The following is a 20387-nucleotide window of genomic DNA, read 5'->3' on the forward strand; positions in this document are numbered from 1 at the left end:
ACGAAATTACGTTAGTCATTATATAATTGAGTCACGAGTTAGTTGGTCGTTAGTCGGTCAGCACAACATTGATTGCGCCATAGGTTAGCAGCCTCTTTCAAGCTAAATGATTGCTCCCCAGCACCCTCGACTTCTTTATACTCGAGCTCTGCATACTAGAGCCACAATCAAAGTCGCTAACACTAGGCAGAAAAAAGCCTGCTTTTCAGCAGGCTTTTAAGTTAATAGCAATCAGTATAAGAGATAGAGCTGGCTTCTTATGGCTTTACTTCATGCTCTTGAGGCTGAGACGATTCAGGCTGTTGCGGTAACCCCTTAGCCTTCTCACGCATCTTCTGCATGATAACGTAGAACACTGGCACTAAGAGTGTACCTACGATGGTGGCCGCTAACATACCGCCAAACACTGAGTAACCCAAGGCGCGACGGCTTCCTGACCCCGCTCCCGTAGCAATCACCAACGGCAATACTCCTAAAAGGAATGAGAACGCCGTCATCAATACCGCACGAAAACGCAATCTTGCCGCCGTCTCTCCTGCTTCAAGAATACTCTTTCCCTCTTCGCGCAGTTGCTTAGCAAACTCCACAATCAAAATCGCATTTTTACAAGCAAGGCCAATCAATAGCACCAGACCAATCTGCGCATACAGGTTTAGATCCGACCCCACCAGTAAGATATTTAGGAAAGCACCGAGTACCGCAATCGGGACCGCCAAAATTACCGCGAACGGAATAGTCCAACTCTCGTACTGAGCCACCAAGAATAAGTAAGTAAACACTAACGCCAGTGAAAAAATAAGTGGCGCAAGGTTACCGGCTTTAATTTCTTGGTAAGTTTGCCCAGTCCATTCGAAGGTATAACCCGATGGCAGTGACTCGTTCGCGGCACGCTCCATAGCAGTAATCGCATCACCCGAACTAAAACCAGGAGCTGGGAAACCGTTAATCGTAGTCGAGCTAAACATGTTGTAGCTATTCATCACGTCGGGCCCCAAAATTGGCGTCACAGTCACCAAAGTACTTAATGGCACCATCTCGCCAGTATTAGAACGAACATAGAAACGTGAGATATCTCTGTCGGAGTTACGGTACTCAGATTCAGCCTGCAAGATAACCCTGAAGACCTTGCCAAAACGGTTAAAGTCATTGACGTACATAGAACCAAGCATGGTTTGCATCGTTGAGAATATCTCATTAAGCGAAACCCCTAATGCTTTAGCCTTATCTCTATCGACATCGACAAACATCTGCGGAACATCGGCACGGAAGTTACTAAAGGCCATCGCAATTTCCGGCTGCTCATTCGCTTTCATAATCAAGGCGCGCATCACAGATGCCAGCTCTTGCGGTGTACGGCCTTGGGTGTCTTGCAAAACAAACTCAAAACCACCTACACTCCCCACCCCGGGAATGGGCGGCAGTGAAAATGCCATCGCCTTCACTGCAGGATTCGCCGCATACTTAGCTTGCAACTTAGCGACAATCGCCGATTCAACCATATCGGGCGATTCACGTTCACTCCAAGTTGATAGCGTCACAATCATCAAGCCACCGTTTGACGACACAGAGCCGGTCAAAATACTAAAGCCACTGGCGTGGATCACGTTCTCAACACCCGGTTCTGCAAGCGTTAACTCTACTAATTCACGCATCACATCTTCGGTACGGTTAAGTGATGCACCATCGGGTAGCTGAATATCCACCATGAAGGCTTTCTTATCTTCCATTGGCACAAAGCCTGATGGCAAAATTTTAGCAATTCCTCCGGTTAACAGTATTAAACAGCCATAAACGATACCCACTAACATCAATTTACGGGTCAGTGAGGAGACCAGCTTCATATACTTGCCAGTTACACGCTCAAAATACTTGTTAAAGGCCGCATGAAACCCTTTCTCATGGAGCTTAGGCGCACGCAGTACTGAGGCACACAGAGCGGGGCTCAAGGTCAATGCATTGATAGAAGAGATTAGTACTGAAATACAGATGGTCACAGAGAACTGAGCGTACATCTGCCCTGTAATACCCGGCATAACCGCTGTAGGAGCAAACACCGCAAGCAATACCAGTGTCGTTGCAATAATCGGCCCAGTCACCTCTTTCATCGCCTTAGAGGTCGCCTCTTTTGGCGATAAACCTTCATCCTGCATCAAACGTGTCACGTTCTCTACAACAACAATCGCATCATCCACCACGATACCAATAGCAAGAATAAGCGCAAAGAGAGAGACTGTGTTGATGCTCATACCAAAAGCAAGCAAGAAGGCGAAAGTACCGATAAGCGAAACAGGAATCGCAATCGCAGGAACGAGTGTTGAGCGCACATCTTGAAGGAAAATAAAGACTACAAAAACCACCAGTGCAATAGAGATAAACAGGGTCTGCACTACCTCTTTGATGGATGTTTCGACAAACTCTGTTGTGTCATAAAGCACTTCATATTCAAGATCATTAGGAAAGCGTGCTGATAAGCTTTCCATCTCAGCTTTAATCGCCTTGCCGACTTCTAGTGCATTAGCGTCAGGAGATTGATAGATGGCGATAATTGCTGACGGTTTATTATTGAGCTTACCTTGAGCATCATAAGTTTGAGATCCAAGCTCAACTCGTGCGACATCACCAACGACCACCTTAGAGCCATCGTTGTTGGCGCGGATCATGACGTCATAAAACTCTTTTGGATCCTTAAGACGTCCTTTCGTTTGTAAGGTATATTGAAATTGCTGCTCAGGATCAACGGGGGCTGCACCAATACGGCCTGCTGCCACTTGCACATTCTGCTCTTGAAGTGCACCAATAACATCCGTTGCTGTGACTCCAAGACTGGCCATCTTATTGGGATCGAGCCAAATACGCATAGCGTAATCGAGCGCACCAATCACTTGTACTTTAGACACACCATATTGACGAGCGAGTGCATCCTTAACGTTTAAACCGGCGTAGTTAGTGATAAATAATGAATCAAAACTTTCATTCGGTGAAACTAGATTCACCACCATCAACATATTAGGGCTCTGTTTTTCAACTTTAACCCCTTGACGCTTCACCTCTTCTGGTAAACGCGGCATAGCCTGCTGTACTCGGTTTTGTACCTTCACCTGCGCCATATCGGCATCGGTACCCACATCGAAAGTCACATTTAACGAGTAGCTGCCGTCGTTTGCACTTTTCGATTCCATATACAGCATGCCTTCGACGCCGTTAACTTCGGCTTCGAGTGGCTGAGCTATGGTGTCTTTAACAATATCAGCACTGGCACCGGAGTAACTGGTCGATACACTCACTTGTGGCGGCGCTATTTCTGGAAACTCTGAGACCGATAGCACAGGAATAGCGATCAAACCAACCAGAGTCAAAACGGTTGAGATCACAAAGGCAAATTTAGGTCTATTAATAAAAAATTCACTAATCATGGCATTCCCCATTAGATAAAGGTTTAGCCAAAAACAGCAAACTTAGGGCTTCTATTTTATTAAAAAACTCACTATTCATAATATTCCCCAGTTATACGTAGTCGTATTAGCCGAACTCATGTGAATAAAAACATTCATTTTGTCTGCTCCGACTATGATTTTTCATCTTCTTTGAAAGGAATAACTTCTTGTTCTACAGGGTTAACCTTGATGCCTGGGCGAATTTTCTGTAGCCCCTCGACCACAATACGCTCGCCATCTTCCAAACCACTCAATACACGCCACTCAACCCCAAAACGGTCACCGAGTTCAACGACCCGCTTTTGCACTTCATCTTGGTCATTAAGCACCATCACAAAGCGCCCCTGTTGATCTTCCTGTACCGCAGCTTGGGGGATCAGTAATGCGTTTTCAGTAATTGGAGATTCAATCACTAGCGTGACAAACAGTCCTGGTAACATCAGCTTGTCATTGTTTTTAAAGGTCGCTCGAACAGGCAAAGTTCCTGTCGCGGCATCTACACGGTTGCCGATAAAGTCGATATAACCAACCTCGTCAAACATGGTGCCGTTAGGGAGTCTAAGACGCATAACGATATCGGTGATTTTGACGTCTTTTTCGACAGCCTTAGAAAAGTTTTGCTGGGCTGAAATCAGCTTCTTTTCTGCAACTTGAAAATTAACCCACATAGGTTGAAGTTGCACTAAGCTCGCCATTTCTGATTGCGGGGTAATGATGTCGCCAGTACTGACTTTTGAGTGGCTTATGCGGCCCGATATTGGCGCATAAACCTTGGTATAGCTTAACTGTAGCTCTGCAGACTGAACTGCAGCTTCGGCTTGAACCACACCAGCAGCAGTCGTCAGTTTACGACTGGTTAGCTCGTCCATATCCTGAGCACTGATCATGCCATCAGGTAATAAGCGACGACCACGTTCCCAATTCATGACTGCCACATCCCTCGATGCTACCGCCTGTTTAAGCACTGCCCGTTGTTGGGCTAATTCCGCTTCATAAGTCGATGGATCGATTTCAAATAACAGATCGCCTGCGGTAATATCATCCCCCTCAACAAAGGTACGCTTGAGCAGCTGACCTTGAATCTGTGACTTAATAATCACATCTTCAGATGCTCTAGTTCGACCAACAATTTCCGATTTAGGTGTAATCACCTCAGTATGTGCCGTGTTAACAATAACACTCGGCAACATAGCTTGCTGCGGTGCTGGGGCATCACCACAAGCAGAGATTGCCGTGACGCTAAGAATTAACATCCACAACTTAACTTTTGAAACTGATGAACCGGCCATTTAAGCCTCCTGATAGGTGGGATATGCGCTATATTTTTATCTTGAAATTATAGGCTTAACCCGCCAACAAAAGAAACTCTTTAGCAACCAAATAACAACTTAATTAACATATAGGTACCTTGCAGAAGGATTTGGCCAACAAATTTAGCAAACTAACGCTCAGACACTTCAACTGATGCTTTATTAGCCAAAGCCACTACTTAGTTTCGTTCCATCGATAAAAGTGAGATCTGGAACAAGGTTATTGAGTTAAATGTCATGGTAAACAATAGACACAGCGACTAAGGTTTTAACTGAGTGTTATCACGTGACGCTATAAAAATGATGGGGATAAAGTTAACTCATCAATGCTCGAACTAGACCGATTTAAGTACGCTCAAGCCACTCAAGTGGTTGACCAAGATAAAAAACGATGCTTAAGATGGCATCAGTCTCAGCGAACAGGTAGGTAATTTATGACAGCAATTTCTCATGTATACAACTACACAGTCCGATGCCCTCACATTAAGGATCCTGCACACCCAACAAGCTGGCGAAATCATATTGAGCTAAACCGCTCTTGCGAAATCGCACTAGACAGAATTACTAAGTGGCACGGCCATTCTGGCAACCGACTATTTGAACATGAAGGTTTTGTCGTCAGAGAATGTGAACAGGAACAAGCCTATTTCGCCATGCAAAATGATCGTCTTAAAGATGACAAGCATGCACTGGTGACTTTCAAAGTGTTTATGGATAACAAAACCAAAGACACATCGGTGCAAGAGATCATGGAACATGTTATCGACGACTATAAGTCTCGCTTAAGCAAACTCTAATAATTGACGGCATGTTTTAAACTTTAAAGCATGCCGCCTTTTTACCTTCAGCTTTTAAACTGAGTCAGTTCACACTTTTCAACACCTCTCCATACCCAGCTCACAAATCACCGATTAGCTTTTGTTCAAAAACAGCGAATAAACATCCCGACCGATAGAAGAAAACCCATTAACTTTCAGTTAGATAACCTTAGAAAATTGTATTTATATCGCTTTTTTACTAATCGGGTATCTAATTGCCGTTTTTAATATCTGCTGCTACACTTTTTACGCTTACTTGTCTCAACTATTCTGTATATAGAACAATTAACAAGCAAACCTAAGGCACTATTTTTAAAGTGTTTACGCTTTGTTGAAGAATAAGTTGAACCTATATTTATTTTACATTTTAATCTAATTTAAGGATTATAAAACTCATGCATGAAATGCCTAATATTGTCATCGTAGGTGGCGGCGCTGGTGGAATGGAGATAGCAACCAAACTCGGCCACCAACTTGGGCGCAAAGGCAAAGCCAGAGTCACATTAATTGATTGCGCTGAAAGCCATATTTGGAAACCCCTTCTGCATGAGGTCGCAACTGGTGCGCTAGATATTGGCATTGATGCGATAAGTTACCGCGGCCATGCCGCAAGCCACGGCTATCACTTTCAGCAAGGCGCAATGACCGACCTAAATAGAGATACTAAACAAGTCGTTTTGGCTCCTATCAATGACGAAAAAGGCCGTGAACTTTTACCCGCTCGACATATCGACTACGACTATCTGGTTATCGCCATTGGCAGTATCGCCAATGACTTCAATATTACCGGTGTGCGTGACCACTGCGTATTTTTAGATAGCACAGAACAAGCCATGGAAATTCGTACCATGCTGCTCAACAAGTTCATGCGCTATGCAAGCCATCACCAGCTTGATGATAAAATCAAAATTGCCGTTGTTGGCGCTGGTGCAACGGGTGTCGAGATGTCTGCAGAGATGCACCATGCTGTAGATCAATTGCGTGGATTTGGCTATAAAATTGATAGCAGCCTGCTCGAAATCACCCTAATTGAAGCCGACGAGCGTATTTTGCCAAAAGTCGAGAAAGAAGAGATCTCAGCCTCTGTTGCAAAAGAGTTGACAGGTATTGGTGTCAACGTGATGACCAACACCCGCATTAATCAAGTCACAGAAGAAGGTTTGCATACCTCTGAAGGTGAATTTATCCCATCTGATATGGTTATCTGGTCTACCGGTGTTAAAGCGCCTGATTTTCTAAAAGATATTGGCGGCCTTGAGAGCAACCACATTAATCAGGTCATGGTGCAGCAAAACATGCAAACCACCCGCGACCCAGCAATTTTTGCGATTGGTGATTGCGCAGCTTGTCCACAAGAAGATGGCAGCTGGGTGCCACCACGCGGCCAATCAGCACGCCAGATGGCACTGATGACAGCTGACAATATCAAGCTACTGTTAGCGGGTAAACCAGCTTCAAACAACTACGTTTATAAAGACTTAGGTTCTTTAGTTAACCTATCTAAATTCCATACTGTCGGTAACTTGATGTCGTTCATGGGAGGCGGCGTGATGGTTGAGGGTAAGATTGCCCGCTTCGTCTATACCTCACTGTATAGAAGACATTTGATTGAACTACACGGTCCAATCAAAGGTACCTTGTTGATGTTTGCTAAAGGCATTAGCCGAATCGTACACCCACATCTAAAGCTGCACTAATAAGCTTTGTGAATGTTGCTGGTATTCTGGTATAGAACCAGCAACATTTTTTGCCAATTTGAGTTGGCTTTCTCAGTTCTGCGACACTTAAAAAATCAAACTTCGTTTGATGAAAAATCCACAAAGACTCTATATCTTCAGGCTCTCTATATCTTCAGGCTAAGAGTGGCCCTCAACAAAAGTGGTTCCAATGGCCTGCGGCCAGCGCATGTGCAGACACTGCCGTGACACGGACGATCACGGCCGCATCTACACTAGGTTAAAACAGCATCATCTTTAGCGTTTAATGTTATAAATAAAGCTCTAGTTCGTCATTGGGTATTAAAGCCTTAGTGCAAAAGAGTCCGTGGGATTAGGAAATATATGGAGTTCACTAAAAGTTTACTCTGGCCCCACATTTCAATGTTCAAGCACTAATCAATTTGCTTAGGCATAATGCTGAAATGAAAAACGCACTCAAATGAGTGCGTTTTTTTATGGCTTTCTTTCGCTAGATATAGATTTTTCCAACGCAATTAAACTAAAGCGAGACTTGCTCTCTATGGGCCCACACCATAGTCTCGCCCCAGAGCGGTAACATCCATACACCGCTATCTTCATCTTGGTAAACTTGTCTGATCACCATCTGTTCATTCTGTAAAACGTTTTTGCGGATCTCTCTATAAATCGTTGCTGATTCTTTGGACACTTGCTGAGGACTGGTAAAGCTGCGTTCATCAACGTCGACTAGAAATGTTTTTACGACTTTGCCATCAATAAGAGACTGCTTGAGTTTAAAGTCACCGCTAAATTGATACCTTATTGAGATCTCTCTGAGCATATCATCAGTTATACAAGCAGCAGCCACCAGCTTGCCGCGGTTATCAGAGTCAAATATCATCGATAGCCTAACGTCAGCTCTGACAACATTTTTTGTATCTGAGTAGTAGTAAACATCCGCTCGATAAACATCCTCAACCACGCCGCTATTTTCTGTCTCAAACTTGTCGAGCAAGATCTTGTTATAGGTAACCTGCTCCATTCTGAGCTTAGTGTCTGCCAACCACTGAATATCTAGCGGGGTGACTGGCGCATCAGCCGTCCTCACTAAGTTAAGTGGCTGCCTATCACTACAAGTGCTGTCAAAATCATTACACAATGCTACTGATTCATACTCACCATTATCATAAGTAAATAGCTGTTTTTCACTGGAAGCTGGTAACACACTTTCATAATTAAACCAGTTAGCAATCAGCTCATCTACACTAGTCGCTTGTTGAGCTATCTCGCTTTGCTGTGAATCTAAGAAGACCTTACTGACTAAAGAAGAGGTATGATTAAACTCAATGTTTTTAGTTGTGATAGCGGCAATTTGAGGCTTGGCCAGAAGCGCAATGTAATTGACAGCCTTTTTCAATCCACCAGAAAAGTGCATAGAGATGATAATGCCTGCCAAGATAACCAGCGTTGACCATAGTAGGCGGCTTGCTAGCTCGATATTAAGACGCTTACTCTTAAGTGCATCATCCTCTTCAGTCTGTTGCTGAACTGCTGTTAATACTGCCTCAGCCTTAGTTTCATCAATGCAAACATCGTGTTCATCAACGATACACAAACTATAGCCGTAACGCGGAATATTCTTAAGCTCGATATCAGTTTGTGCCACCAGTTTTTTTCTCAAACTGCTCATGCACTGCGTTAAAGATGACGGGGCGACAACACGCCCAGGCCAACCCGCTGTATTCAATTGCTCTTTGCTTACAACGTCACCGACATGGCTGACTAAACATTTTAAAACTTCTAATTCAGCAAGAGAAAGAGCCTGCCGTTCTGTCGTGCGCAGATCGACTAAATCTCTTGCATCTAAATCTATAATTAAAAATTCGGTAATTTTCACAAGCTAACCTCTACTTCCTACCATCCCTGTAGCTTCCCCTAGGTTATTCTATGTCTTTAACACTCTTTTTAACCTGACCCGATTAAAGGTTTTAGAAAAAGAGTTGAGACTTTGTTAATAATTGTGACCCTGTTAAAAAAAGACCCTAGCAAAATGCTAGGGCCAAAATATGCAGGGAGATGAACTTTACTTGAGGTTATGAGATTCCTTCAGGTTATTGAGGTCATGACATACCGCACATGACTCTTCGCCAGTGTATTGACCCATTTCCACGCCAAACTGAGCGCCGTTTTGTTTCATATGACTAACTACGTCTTTACGCACCTGACGGCGATCTTCACCCTCTTCAGCAGCACGCTTACCATGACAGCTTAAACATACTGCCGCGGTAGGTGATACGAAGGCGTCTGCAACAGCGTCGACCGCATAGCGCTTGTTACCACTGGTGTCTTTACCATTCGCAGGGTCAAGACCGTCATAGGTATCCATGTAATCAAGATCCAGCGCTAATGGCTTACGACCCACTAGGTACTTAGCATCGAAGCTATCTTCAATATGACACTTAGCACAGTTAGCTAGATCTGCTGAGTACTCAACATTACGCTTCCAACCTTCACCGCTTTGGTTGGCACGGTTGTTAGCATGCATAGCATGGATCCATACCTTTTGATCAGGGTGGCTCATGGTCAACTGCTCAATGTAATCCTCATCACCTTGCTTAGTTTGTGAGTTACGGATCACTTGAGTTGGCATGTTGTTGGCGTTATGGCAAGCAACACACTCTTCAGCAGCGTTCGATGCCGTTGTCCAATCACGCTCACCACGTGGCATGAGATCTTTCATCATGATCATAGGGTCTAGAGCACCATCGTCATCTGAATCAACCGAGCCAGAGGCACAAGTTGTGCCAAAGTAGGTGCTATCATTCTTAACCACTGAGTGACAGCTGCGGCAGTTAAGCGTCATCTGCACAAAACCATCTTCAGAAGTCGTTGTGCCATGACAATCACCACAAAGTGCATTCGTGACAATTTGACGGCGTGGACGCTCTTCTAGCAGACCCTCTTTATTGAAGAAGTGTTGCCAGTTATAACCTGCAGCACCATTACTCCAATCAGTCTTGCCATCACAGTCTTGAATAGTTTCACCATCTTTATCGATACAGAACCAGATACGTGGTGTCACCATGCCATAGCTATCGTTTAAGTCACCATCGAAGTTATCTTCAAGGTTGAATGGGCCGATCTCAAAGGTGGTTTTGCCATTTTCGTAGTTGAGTACAACTGGCTCATCAACGTAGCCAGGGAAGTTCTCTTTGTTGGTATGAACACGCAGTACTTTACCGCGATCCATGCCCATATCCTGGCCACCCCAGTTGATGTAGAACTCGGCGTAGTACATGTACTTCACTAGATCTAGCTGCTCATTACGGCTGTTGCCATCTTTATCCAAGATATCGACGGTCAACTGTACGTAACCCGTTTTATCGGTATCTAAGTTTGCATCGATATTGGCTTGTGCTGCTGGCGCATCAACCATCTTAGCTTCGGTCACGGTCAGGTGCAGATTTTCACGGCGTTCATTCTGCCCTTTGTAGGTAGATAGATGAACCATTTCAAGGGTGTCTGATGTATGACAGTTAGCACACTGCGCATTATCTTCATATGGCCAGTGACCAATACCTTCTTTGAAGTTAACGTCGGCATGACAAGTAATACAGGTTTCCTGAGTTGGTACACTCTTCCAGTTTGCAAAGTCAGTCGCTTGTTCATTTTCAGAGTGACAGTTATCACAGCCACCAACAGGTGCAGAGATCACACCAATATGAGCTTCATGAGCTAGCATAGGGAAAACTTTGCTGATATCACTGACTTTGTTATCAGTATGGCAAGACACACAAGTTTCTACTTCAGTGTACTTACCACCGTGAATAGTAAAGTCATCATGACAGCTTTCACAGTTTTGGTTATTAACCACATTTTTACTGTAGAGCGGCTCTAGACCTTCACCTCTGAAATCATAATGCATGTTGGCATAGTTAATTTCAGTGGCACCAACCGCCTCGCCACCCGTTCTGAGTACGAGTCTTAGCGTCTTTTCATCAGTAATAGTAAAAGCAGACTCGCTGGTTACATCTTTGTTGAAGCTATATGTATAGCTACCGTCTTGGTTATCAACTAAGCTGCCACATTTAGAATACTTGCTCGCTGGACACGCTTCAGAGCTTAATAGTTTCCAGTTGTTAGCATCACCTGCAGTTCCTTGCTCTAAGCCTGACAACATAAAGCCAAACTTTTCTAAGCCAACGACCGGTAGGTCTTTTTCATTAGTTACTGTAAAAGTAACATCGGATTGGGCACCCACTACTACTTTATCAACAGCAACCGTTAAAGCTGTTGCATCGGTCGCAACAGGGATCCCAGGCTTACCCGGTGTACCAGGCTCACCATCTTTACCATTTGCTCCATCATCACCGGAACAACCACTTAACGCTAACCCGATGAGGGTTGCTAGTGTTGCAACTTTCATATCGAATATTTTCATCATCAATTCCACTCACTTATATTCAGCCCTCTTTATTGGGGCAAGTGAAATTTATCCGTTTAGTGAGTGATTTAGTGTGATGACTTCGATTGCAATTCTGACAAAGTTACCTCTTGAGAGGTATACCGCATAACTTTCGAGAGAGGTGAAGCGTGAGTAACAAAAAAGATAGCAAAATGTAACGACACGAAAAAACAGATGTTAAACCACACTAATTTCATGTGATTGTTAGCACGTTTTAAGCTGACAATAGTTAACAAAACCCTGATTTGTTACCAATCACTAGGATTTCACCCAAGAATGCAGACTCGGCAGAAAATCATTTAACTCCCCTTTCGAGTGCTAAAGTCGTTTTTGGCATAGGTATGTCAGCATTTAACTGACTCATCGTTGGACATTTCCGCGTTATACATCAAGCAACACCAACCTAAATGAGTACACCAACTACCCCGTGTAGATACGGCCGTGACCGTCCATGTTCTGGTGAGAGATAAGGAAGTTATCAAGCTCTCGAACGAGAGGCATGGATGCCGAACTGGCTTTTTAGCTGGGATGCTATTCGTCATGGCCGAGTCCGTTATAGAGAAGTACAGCGTCTCGCAGTAGTGTCTGCACATACGGTCGCTCCTTCACATCTGACCCATAGGGATATGGGAAATGTCATTATGATGTAGGGAACATCACTGACCATGTGATCACGACATTCGGACATCCTGTCCAGCACCCGCTGCAGGCGATTGGGTTCACCTTTATTAAAGGTAAATACGTTTTGGGGCATTTCCAAGTTAGAGCTGAAACCACTCCGCCTAAATGAAGGCACCAATTACCTCGTGTAGATACGGCTGCGGGCTTCGGTTTCAGGGATGAAACCGCAGAGCGTATAGGGACATATTCACAGCGTCTCGCAGCAGTGTCTGCACATACCCCGCTGGAGGCGATTAATAGCGACTCAGCTACAAGCTCAAACGGGCTACCCCATAGCAACTATACAAATAAAAAATGTAATGAACCTTCATTCAAAGGCTAACTTACTTTGGGGCATTTCCAAGTTAGAGCTGAAACCACTCCGCCTAAATGAAGGCACCAATTACCTCGTGTAGATACGGCTGCGGGCTTCGGTTTCAGGGATGAAACCGCAGAGCGTATAGGGATACTTTCCGTTATAAAGAAGTACAGCGTCTCGCAGCAGTGTCTGCACATACCCCGCTGGAGGCGATTGATAGCTATGAAGCTACAAGTTAGAAACTGCGACTTAGTAACACCAAACAAAAAATATAATCAGCCTTTATTAGAAGGCTACCCTGATAACGTGATGCTCTGCCCTAGCGCTACTTATAAATTGCTGGCAATATGCCCGCTATCTAATAAGAAATGGAATATCATTCAGTGAAACAATTAACTTTAATTAGCGCACTATTGTGCAGCTTGGCCATTACAGGTTGTGCAGAACTTAAAGATGCTGGGCGTCAAATTGGCCATACGACCAAAGAGGTGACCACAGATATTGGCCACGCCACGCGAGATACCACTCGTGCTATAGGACATGCCTCTAGAGATGCAGTGACCTCTGTAAAAGAAGATCTTAGCGAAGACTAATACTGAATGGCAACAAGGCAGCGATGCTCGCCCTGTTTTCCCTTGTTAATTTAGCTTGAGATAAAAATAAGGCTCAATAATGAATATTGGGCCTTCGTTTTATCTGCCCTGAGCCGCTATGCGGCATTCGCCCGCATTCCATGCTCTGCAGGCAAGCCTTTCTCGTCTACATGAACAAATACGATTTTGTCGATACTGACAATCGGCAGATGTGTCAGCTTATTACGCACCTTACAGCTCACTGTGATAGACGTTGCTCCTGCACTTATCAACTCTAGGCCAAACTCGATAACATCTCCTTGTCTCGCTGGCGCCATAAAATTGATTTCTGACATTATTTTAGTGACGTGCCGCTGACTCTTCATCTGACAGCCAGCAAATATGGCAGCCTCCTCATCAATCCAACTTAGCAATTGTCCTCCGAACAGAAAATTGGCTGGATTTAGATGCTCAGGTTTAATAAAACGGCGACTGTAATATTTCATTATTTACACCTCAAAAGTTAAATACTTAATTAGTGATAGCAAATTAAATACCAACAAATCATCACACTTAAAATCATACACTTACGATAAGCCATTAACCCTAACACCTAAACTAGCGCACTCATTTGGTGCTACTTTGCGCTATTTACGCGCTTAATGAGCTAGTCAATCACCCCGATTTAACGCCGCAATAAAACCGACACAAATCCGACTCACTAACGTCATACTTTTGCCCGACAATCACCTCGCCACAAGGAAATCTTATATAAACCATACTAACTTACGGTGATAATAGTGAATAATATCAAAAGAATAGCTGTGATTATCTCTTGTAGTCTCGCAACTATCGCGGCCAATGCCGCTGTATTACCCAGTAGTCAAACTGACAGCCAATGGTATAAAGATAGCGCCAAGCTTGTCAGTGACAAAGCTCAGCAAACGACTGCAACAAAAGCTAAAAATGTCATTCTATTTGTTGGTGATGGCATGGGCGTATCGACTCTCACCGCAGCGCGAATTTTTGAGGGCCAGCAGCAAATGGGCAATCAAGGCGGAGAAGAAAACTTCTTAACCTTTGAACAATTTCCCAAGACGGCACTGGTTAAAACCTACAACACCAATCAACAAACCCCAGACTCTGCAGGCACCATGACCGCGATGGCAACAGGCGTTAAATCTAAGGCTGGTGTGTTATCGGTATCAGATACTAGCTTACGAGCAAACTGCCTGTCTTCGAAGGGTAATGAGTTGGTTACCTTAGTCGATTTAGCCAATGCAAAAGGTCTTTCAACCGGCATAGTCAGTACCGCACGCATTACTCACGCAACGCCTGCTGCAACTTATGCCACCTCACCTGAGCGTAACTGGGAAGCCGACTCAAATCTTCCCGCTGAAGCCATAACCAACGGATGTAAGGATATTGCCTATCAACTGGTTATGCGTGATGCAAGCGATGCGCTAACAGTCGCCTTAGGTGGCGGCCGTCGAAACTTTATTCCCACAGAGATGACCGACGGTGAAGATAAGTCTGGTCGCCGTGAAGATGGCTTAGATCTGACAAAGTCTTGGACTGACAACCTGAGTAACTCGGCTTATGTGTGGGACAAAGCAGGATTCGACGCAATCGATGTAGCCTCAACCGACCATCTACTTGGCTTGTTTAATTCATCCCATATGCAGTATGAAGCCGACCGTGGCGATGACACCGCTGGTGAACCGTCACTTACCGAAATGACCACCAAATCAATTGAGCTACTCAATAAGAATGAGCAAGGCTACTTATTAATAGTGGAATCGGGTCGTATCGACCATGCCCATCACGCTGGTAACGCCTATCGCGCCATGATGGATACGGTAGAGCTTTCAAATGCTGTACGCGCAGCAGTTGAAAACACCAATCCAGAAGAAACCCTAATCATGGTCACCGCCGACCACAGCCATGTATTTACCATCGCGGGTTACCCAAAGCGTGGTAATCCAATCTTAGGTCTAGTACACGGAGTCGATGGCAACGTGACAATTGCTAAAGATGGCAAGCCCTATACCACTGTTGGATACACCAATGGCCCTGGCGCCGTGGTCGGTATTCGCGATGACTTAAGCTCTGTCGACACCCAAGATAAAGAGTTTATGCAACAGGCACTCGTGCCAATGGGCAGTGAAACTCACGCAGGCGAAGATATTACTCTGCACGCAACTGGCCCCGGTTCAGATCTCGTTCAGGGGGTAATGGAGCAAAACGTTATCTTCCACATCATCAACCAAGCCCAATCACTCGGTGGCAGCAAATACTAAACCATGAGTACTCATTATCAGCAGTACGAATTAACGACTGACTTTCACTGACAAAGCAGTCAGCACGAGTACCCATTACGGAGTTTAAAATGAACAAGAAATTACTGGTACTATCAATTACAGCTATCCTGGGTCTAGCCGCTTGTGGCGATGATGGTGATAAAGGGGCCGATGGTAACCATGGTCAAGATTGGACAGCGGTCAACCAATGGTTCCTTGACGGTCAATCCCGTGTCACGAAAGCACAAAAGCTCAACGTCAATAATGAAGCTGGCGCGGCAAAGAACATCATTCTATTCGTGGGTGATGGCATGGGCGTATCAACCGTAACAGCGGCGCGCATCCTAGAAGGACAATTAAAAGGCCAAACTGGTGAAGAAAACTCGCTGTCGTTTGAAACCTTACCTTATGTCGGTCTAGCCAAAACCTACAACGTCGATGGCCAAACACCAGATTCTGCTGGCACCATGACAGCTATGGTGACAGGCGTTAAAACCGATGTGGGCGTCATTTCACAAGCAGAAGGCGTGACTCGCGGTAACTGCGCCTCGACCAGTGGGCAAAACCTAGTCACCTCGCTTGAGCTGGCAGCAATGGCTGGCTTATCGACAGGCGTAGTCTCTACGGCGCGTATTACCCACGCAACACCAGCTGCAACCTATGCCCATGCACCCGAACGTAATTGGGAGAGTGACGCAGACTTGCCTGAAGAAGCAATTACTAATGGCTGCAGCGATATTGCATCACAACTGCTCAGTTTTGATTACGGCGCAGGCTTAAATGTGGTCATGGGCGGCGGTCGTCGCGCCTTTATTCCAACCACTCTCACTGATCCAGAAGGTAAAAACGGTAAGCGTTTAGATAGCCGCGATCTCACCTCGGAGTGGCTAACAAAATATGCCAACGCCGCTTATGTGGCGAGCCGAGATGAGTTCTTAGCGCTTGATCCTGCCACTACCGACCATGCTCTTGGCTTATTTAACTCATCGCATATGGAGTATGAGCTAGACCGCACTACAGATGGCGTCACAGGCGAGCCATCACTGGCCGAAATGACCGCTAAGTCTATCGATATCTTGCAGAAAAACGATAAGGGCTTTGTGCTGATTGTAGAGGCTGGGCGCATCGACCATGCTCACCATGCTGGCAACGCTGCTCGAGCATTGCACGACACTATCGCACTGTCTGAAGCGGTACGCATCGCTATGGAAAAAACCTCTGAAAAAGATACGCTGTTAATGGTTACAGCGGATCACAGTCATGTATTTACCATTGCAGGCTACCCTACTCGCGGCAACCCTATCTTAGGCCTAGTGAAAGGTAACGGCTCTGACGGATTGCCTATTGTGACCAATGCAACCGATGCCAATGGTTTACCTTACACCACGGTCGGTTATGCCAACGGTCTTGGTTACGCCAACTTGGAAGCCGGCGGAGATGAACGTTATGGCTACGCTGCGGCGCCTGGGCGCTTCGATCTAAATTATGTCGATACTCAAAGTGCAGGTTTCCATCAAGAGGCACTCGTGCCCCTAGGCAGCGAAACCCATGCAGGTGAAGACGTAGGTATTTTTGCAAGCGGTCCAGGGGCTCACTTAGTGCAAGGCACGGTTGAACAAAACCACCTTTTTCATGTGATGAACCATGCTGGTAACTTAGTCGAAAAAGCCGAAGCGGCTCAATAACCCCTGAGTTTAAAGCACGCCAAAGCAGCTAGTAGCCATCGAGATCTCACTCGGTGGCTTTAGTTTAGAAACACTTTATCCAATTTCATCTAGGTCGTTATCTCAGACTTTTTGCCTTGATAAGCCCTAGTAGGAGCAAATATGCTATTTTCATTCTTGCCGCAATCAACTGATGTTCAGGCCGAAACCAGCCTAACCAAAAAGTCGAGTTCCAAAGTTGCCGTTTTCACTAGCCTCATCATGCTTTGCACAACAAGTCTCACGGCGGCTAATGCCACTGAACTTGACTGCAAGGACATTGATACCGACCACCTGAGCGCGACTTACACCGTAAAGCATGCATCGGGTCAGCAAAGCACAATGACCTTACTCAGAAACAAAGATAAAGTGATCTACCAACGCAGCCCCGTGAGTTTTGAAATGTGGAATAAACAAGGCGAATACGTACGTTACTTCCCTAACGAGCAGCGTTCAATCTCCTATCGTAAAGGTGATTTACTCTCACTCAATATGCACTTCGATTTTGAGCAGCTAAATCATCTTGTATCAACAAGCCTTATCGACAAACTCACTCAGAGTGAACAAGCAAATCAAGCATTTGCTGATGAAAGAGAAAATCAAATTGCAGCACTTGGATGTATCGATACCAATCGCTATCAAACTGTACTACACCATAGCCTACTCAAACTTGTTTGGGCTGACAAAATAGCATTACCTGTCGCAATGGACGTCACGATGGATGTTGCAATGGAAGTTGAGCAAGATAGCAACAAAGTCAGTTATCAGTTAGTGGCGCTAAAAGCGCTTTCTAATGACGACTTTACCAGTTTAATTTCCGGATATAGAGATATGGACTTTGCCGATGTGGGTGACAATGAGTCCGATCCCTTTATCGCCAAGATGATCCATCAGGGCTTTATTCAACATGGCAGTACAGGCTTCTATGACAGCCAAGGCAATCAGCTTTCAGGTGGAGAGTCGGGCCACCAGCATTAAGGGGTAACGCACTTTAGCCCAAAACAAAAAAACTAAATATAAAACCTAGGCCATGGCCTAGGTTTTTATTCATTAATTAGCTAAAGAAAGGATTAACCGCGGGTGAGCAATCCCTTTAATTCACTGATAAAGCGGGTGATATCGGCTCTTGATATATCGGCATGGGTCACGAAACGAATCGTTTTACCTGGGCTCAATAAAATGCCTTTAGCCTTGAGTTCGAGGGCCAAAGCTTTAGGATCTATCTTGTCACTCACCGTAGCAAACACCATATTGGTCTGCACCAATGACATATCAACTTCAAAGCCTTCGATATGGGATAACTCAGCGGCAAGATAGGCTGCGTTGTCGTGATCTTCTGCCAAACGTTCAACCTGTTCGGTCAAGGCAAGTGTTGCTGCAGACGCTATCATTCCAGCCTGACGCATACCGCCACCGAGCACTTTACGCCAGCGTCTCGCCTTATTAATTAATCGCTCATCACCCAATAATATTGAGCCTACTGGCGCACATAACCCCTTAGATAGGCAGATTGAAACCGAGTCGAAATACTGAGTAATCTCTGTCATTGGAATATTTTGTGCGACAGCTGCATTCGCTACACGCGCACCATCTAAGTGTATTTTCAAGCCTCGCTCGAAAGCCAATGCCTGCGCCGATGCGAGGTATTCTTGCGGCACAACCTTACCGCCAATGGTGTTTTCTAAGCTTAACAAGCGAGTGCGAGCAAAATGAATATCATCCGGCTTAATTGCTGCCTCAATATCGCTTAATAAGATACTGCCATCAGCTTGGTTTGTTAGCGGCTGAGGCTGAATACTGCCCAGAACCGCCGCGCCACCGCCTTCAAACTTGTAGTTATGGGCTTGCTGCCCACATAGGTATTCATCACCGCGCTCACAGTGTGCCATCAAGGCAAGTAAGTTTGCTTGAGTCCCTGAAGAGGTAAATAGTGCATTATCATAACCAAACATCTCTGCGGCCATATCTTCAAGGTAGTTAACACTTGGATCATCGCCATAAACATCATCCCCAACTTCAGCCTGACTAATAGCTTTGCGCATGGCAGCCGTAGGCTTAGTGACCGTATCACTGCGAAAATCAATCATTGTTAACCTCAAGTCTCTAGATCTGGAATTATCAAACACAGGCAATATTACTGTGGCCTGCTGCCAACTACCAGAAAAAAACTTAAGTTTACAATCGAGAAAAACGAAGCCTAGAGTGTAAATCAAACAAATAAGCAACAATTAGTATGAAGATGAAAACACCTCAAACGCATAACTTATAGTAAAAAATAGACATTACGCACAAATAAAGGGGTTAAAGCAAAGCAACAACAAAACAACCATTAGAAAATGTAATGCGATAATTTAACTTTTATCATTGTATTTTCGGCCTAAAAAGAGGCAAAATCCTCCTCCTTTTATTTAGCTAGTGCATATTATGTTAGAAGTTAAAGTTATCAGCTTTTTATGGTTAATCGGTATTTTGGCCGAAGCAATGACAGGTGCACTGGCTGCTGGTAAAAAACAGATGGACCTATTTGGTGTAGTCATCATAGGCTGTGTTACAGCGATTGGTGGTGGCACATTGCGCGACATCTTACTCGGTAACTACCCATTAATCTGGATTGAAAATGTCCACTATTTGATAGCGATTGCAGCCGCCTCTTTGCTTACGGTGATGATAGCTCCAGTGATGCGTCACTTATCTAAGCTGTTTCTCGCCATCGACGCGATAGGTTTAGCTGTATTTTCGATTATCGGCGCACAGAAGACCTTAATGTTAGGCTTTAGTCCTGAGATTGCGATTGTGATGGGCGTGGTAACTGGCGTATTTGGCGGCGTGATCCGCGATATTCTCTGTAATCAAGTGCCACTTATCTTTAAGAAAGAACTTTATGCATTAGTTGCACTACTAACAGCCGCGGCTTATGTTGCAATGAAATTTTATGGCGTCCCAGAGTGGCTGAACCTTTCAATATCATTGACCTTTGGATTTAGCTTCAGAATGCTAGCCATTCGCTATAAGTGGTCAATGCCTAAATTTGACTATCAATATCAGTCGGATAACGCTCATTAACCTTCAGCATTAACCATTATCTACAAACACGAAAAAGGTCGGCATATGCCGACCTTTTTCGTATCAA

At 44.8% G+C, this 20387-nt stretch carries 14 protein-coding genes; 8 read left to right on the forward strand and 6 right to left on the reverse strand.

Going from position 1 to position 20387, the window contains the following annotated elements; genetic code table 11:
* Positions 1–257: 257 nt before the first annotated feature.
* Both Q1A86_RS14835 and Q1A86_RS14840 read right to left on the reverse strand, forming a co-directional pair.
* On the reverse strand, positions 258–3413 hold the full coding sequence (locus Q1A86_RS14835) for an efflux RND transporter permease subunit (protein WP_299807928.1): 3156 nt from the start codon (positions 3411–3413) through the stop codon (positions 258–260).
* A 152-nt stretch (positions 3414–3565) separates the two neighbouring features.
* Positions 3566–4723, reverse strand: a complete 1158-nt coding sequence (locus Q1A86_RS14840) for an efflux RND transporter periplasmic adaptor subunit (protein ID WP_299807930.1) — start codon at positions 4721–4723, stop codon at positions 3566–3568.
* 455 nt (positions 4724–5178) lie between these two features.
* Between Q1A86_RS14840 and Q1A86_RS14845 the strand changes: the two genes are divergently transcribed.
* Positions 5179–5541: a cytoplasmic protein gene (locus tag Q1A86_RS14845; RefSeq protein WP_299807931.1), complete on the forward strand. Its 363-nt coding sequence runs from the start codon at positions 5179–5181 to the stop codon at positions 5539–5541.
* Positions 5542–5957: 416 nt separating this feature from the next.
* Positions 5958–7259 (forward strand): NAD(P)/FAD-dependent oxidoreductase, encoded by a 1302-nt coding sequence (locus Q1A86_RS14850; protein ID WP_299807933.1) that lies wholly within the window; start codon positions 5958–5960, stop codon positions 7257–7259.
* Between the two features lie 520 nt (positions 7260–7779).
* On the opposite strand, the gene Q1A86_RS14855 is transcribed toward Q1A86_RS14850, so the two are convergent.
* Together Q1A86_RS14855 and Q1A86_RS14860 are read right to left on the reverse strand one after the other, a co-directional pair.
* The gene (locus Q1A86_RS14855) at positions 7780–9135 is read right to left on the reverse strand and encodes a winged helix-turn-helix domain-containing protein (RefSeq protein WP_299807935.1); all 1356 of its coding nucleotides are present in this window, start codon (positions 9133–9135) and stop codon (positions 7780–7782) included.
* A 186-nt stretch (positions 9136–9321) separates the two neighbouring features.
* A complete protein-coding gene (locus Q1A86_RS14860; RefSeq protein WP_299807937.1) occupies positions 9322–11682 on the reverse strand; it encodes a cytochrome c3 family protein in 2361 nt (786 codons plus the stop codon).
* Between the two features lie 524 nt (positions 11683–12206).
* Here Q1A86_RS14860 and Q1A86_RS14865 point away from each other — a divergent pair.
* Both Q1A86_RS14865 and Q1A86_RS14870 read left to right on the forward strand, forming a co-directional pair.
* Positions 12207–12353, forward strand: coding sequence for a hypothetical protein (locus Q1A86_RS14865; protein ID WP_299807939.1), 147 nt, complete (start codon positions 12207–12209; stop codon positions 12351–12353).
* 697 nt (positions 12354–13050) lie between these two features.
* Positions 13051–13275, forward strand: coding sequence for a hypothetical protein (locus Q1A86_RS14870; RefSeq protein WP_299807941.1), 225 nt, complete (start codon positions 13051–13053; stop codon positions 13273–13275).
* Positions 13276–13391: 116 nt separating this feature from the next.
* On the opposite strand, the gene Q1A86_RS14875 is transcribed toward Q1A86_RS14870, so the two are convergent.
* A complete protein-coding gene (locus Q1A86_RS14875; RefSeq protein WP_299807943.1) occupies positions 13392–13760 on the reverse strand; it encodes a hotdog domain-containing protein in 369 nt (122 codons plus the stop codon).
* Positions 13761–14048: 288 nt separating this feature from the next.
* Here Q1A86_RS14875 and Q1A86_RS14880 point away from each other — a divergent pair, with 288 nt between their 5' ends.
* The 3 genes from Q1A86_RS14880 (at position 14049) to Q1A86_RS14890 (ending at position 18235) form a co-directional block, all read left to right on the forward strand.
* Positions 14049–15554: an alkaline phosphatase gene (locus Q1A86_RS14880; protein WP_299808039.1), complete on the forward strand. Its 1506-nt coding sequence runs from the start codon at positions 14049–14051 to the stop codon at positions 15552–15554.
* Between the two features lie 89 nt (positions 15555–15643).
* Positions 15644–17239 (forward strand): alkaline phosphatase, encoded by a 1596-nt coding sequence (locus Q1A86_RS14885; protein ID WP_299807945.1) that lies wholly within the window; start codon positions 15644–15646, stop codon positions 17237–17239.
* Between the two features lie 141 nt (positions 17240–17380).
* Positions 17381–18235 (forward strand): hypothetical protein, encoded by an 855-nt coding sequence (locus tag Q1A86_RS14890; protein WP_299807946.1) that lies wholly within the window; start codon positions 17381–17383, stop codon positions 18233–18235.
* A 92-nt stretch (positions 18236–18327) separates the two neighbouring features.
* Here the strand turns inward: Q1A86_RS14890 and ltaE are convergent, their stop codons facing one another.
* Positions 18328–19344, reverse strand: a complete 1017-nt coding sequence (ltaE, locus tag Q1A86_RS14895) for a low-specificity L-threonine aldolase (RefSeq protein ID WP_299807947.1) — start codon at positions 19342–19344, stop codon at positions 18328–18330.
* Between the two features lie 337 nt (positions 19345–19681).
* On the opposite strand from ltaE, the gene Q1A86_RS14900 reads away from it, so the two are divergent.
* On the forward strand, positions 19682–20320 hold the full coding sequence (locus Q1A86_RS14900) for a trimeric intracellular cation channel family protein (protein WP_299807948.1): 639 nt from the start codon (positions 19682–19684) through the stop codon (positions 20318–20320).
* Positions 20321–20387 lie beyond the last annotated feature (67 nt).

The organism is uncultured Shewanella sp., assembly GCF_947497935.1.
In the GTDB taxonomy this organism is placed as follows: domain Bacteria; phylum Pseudomonadota; class Gammaproteobacteria; order Enterobacterales; family Shewanellaceae; genus Shewanella.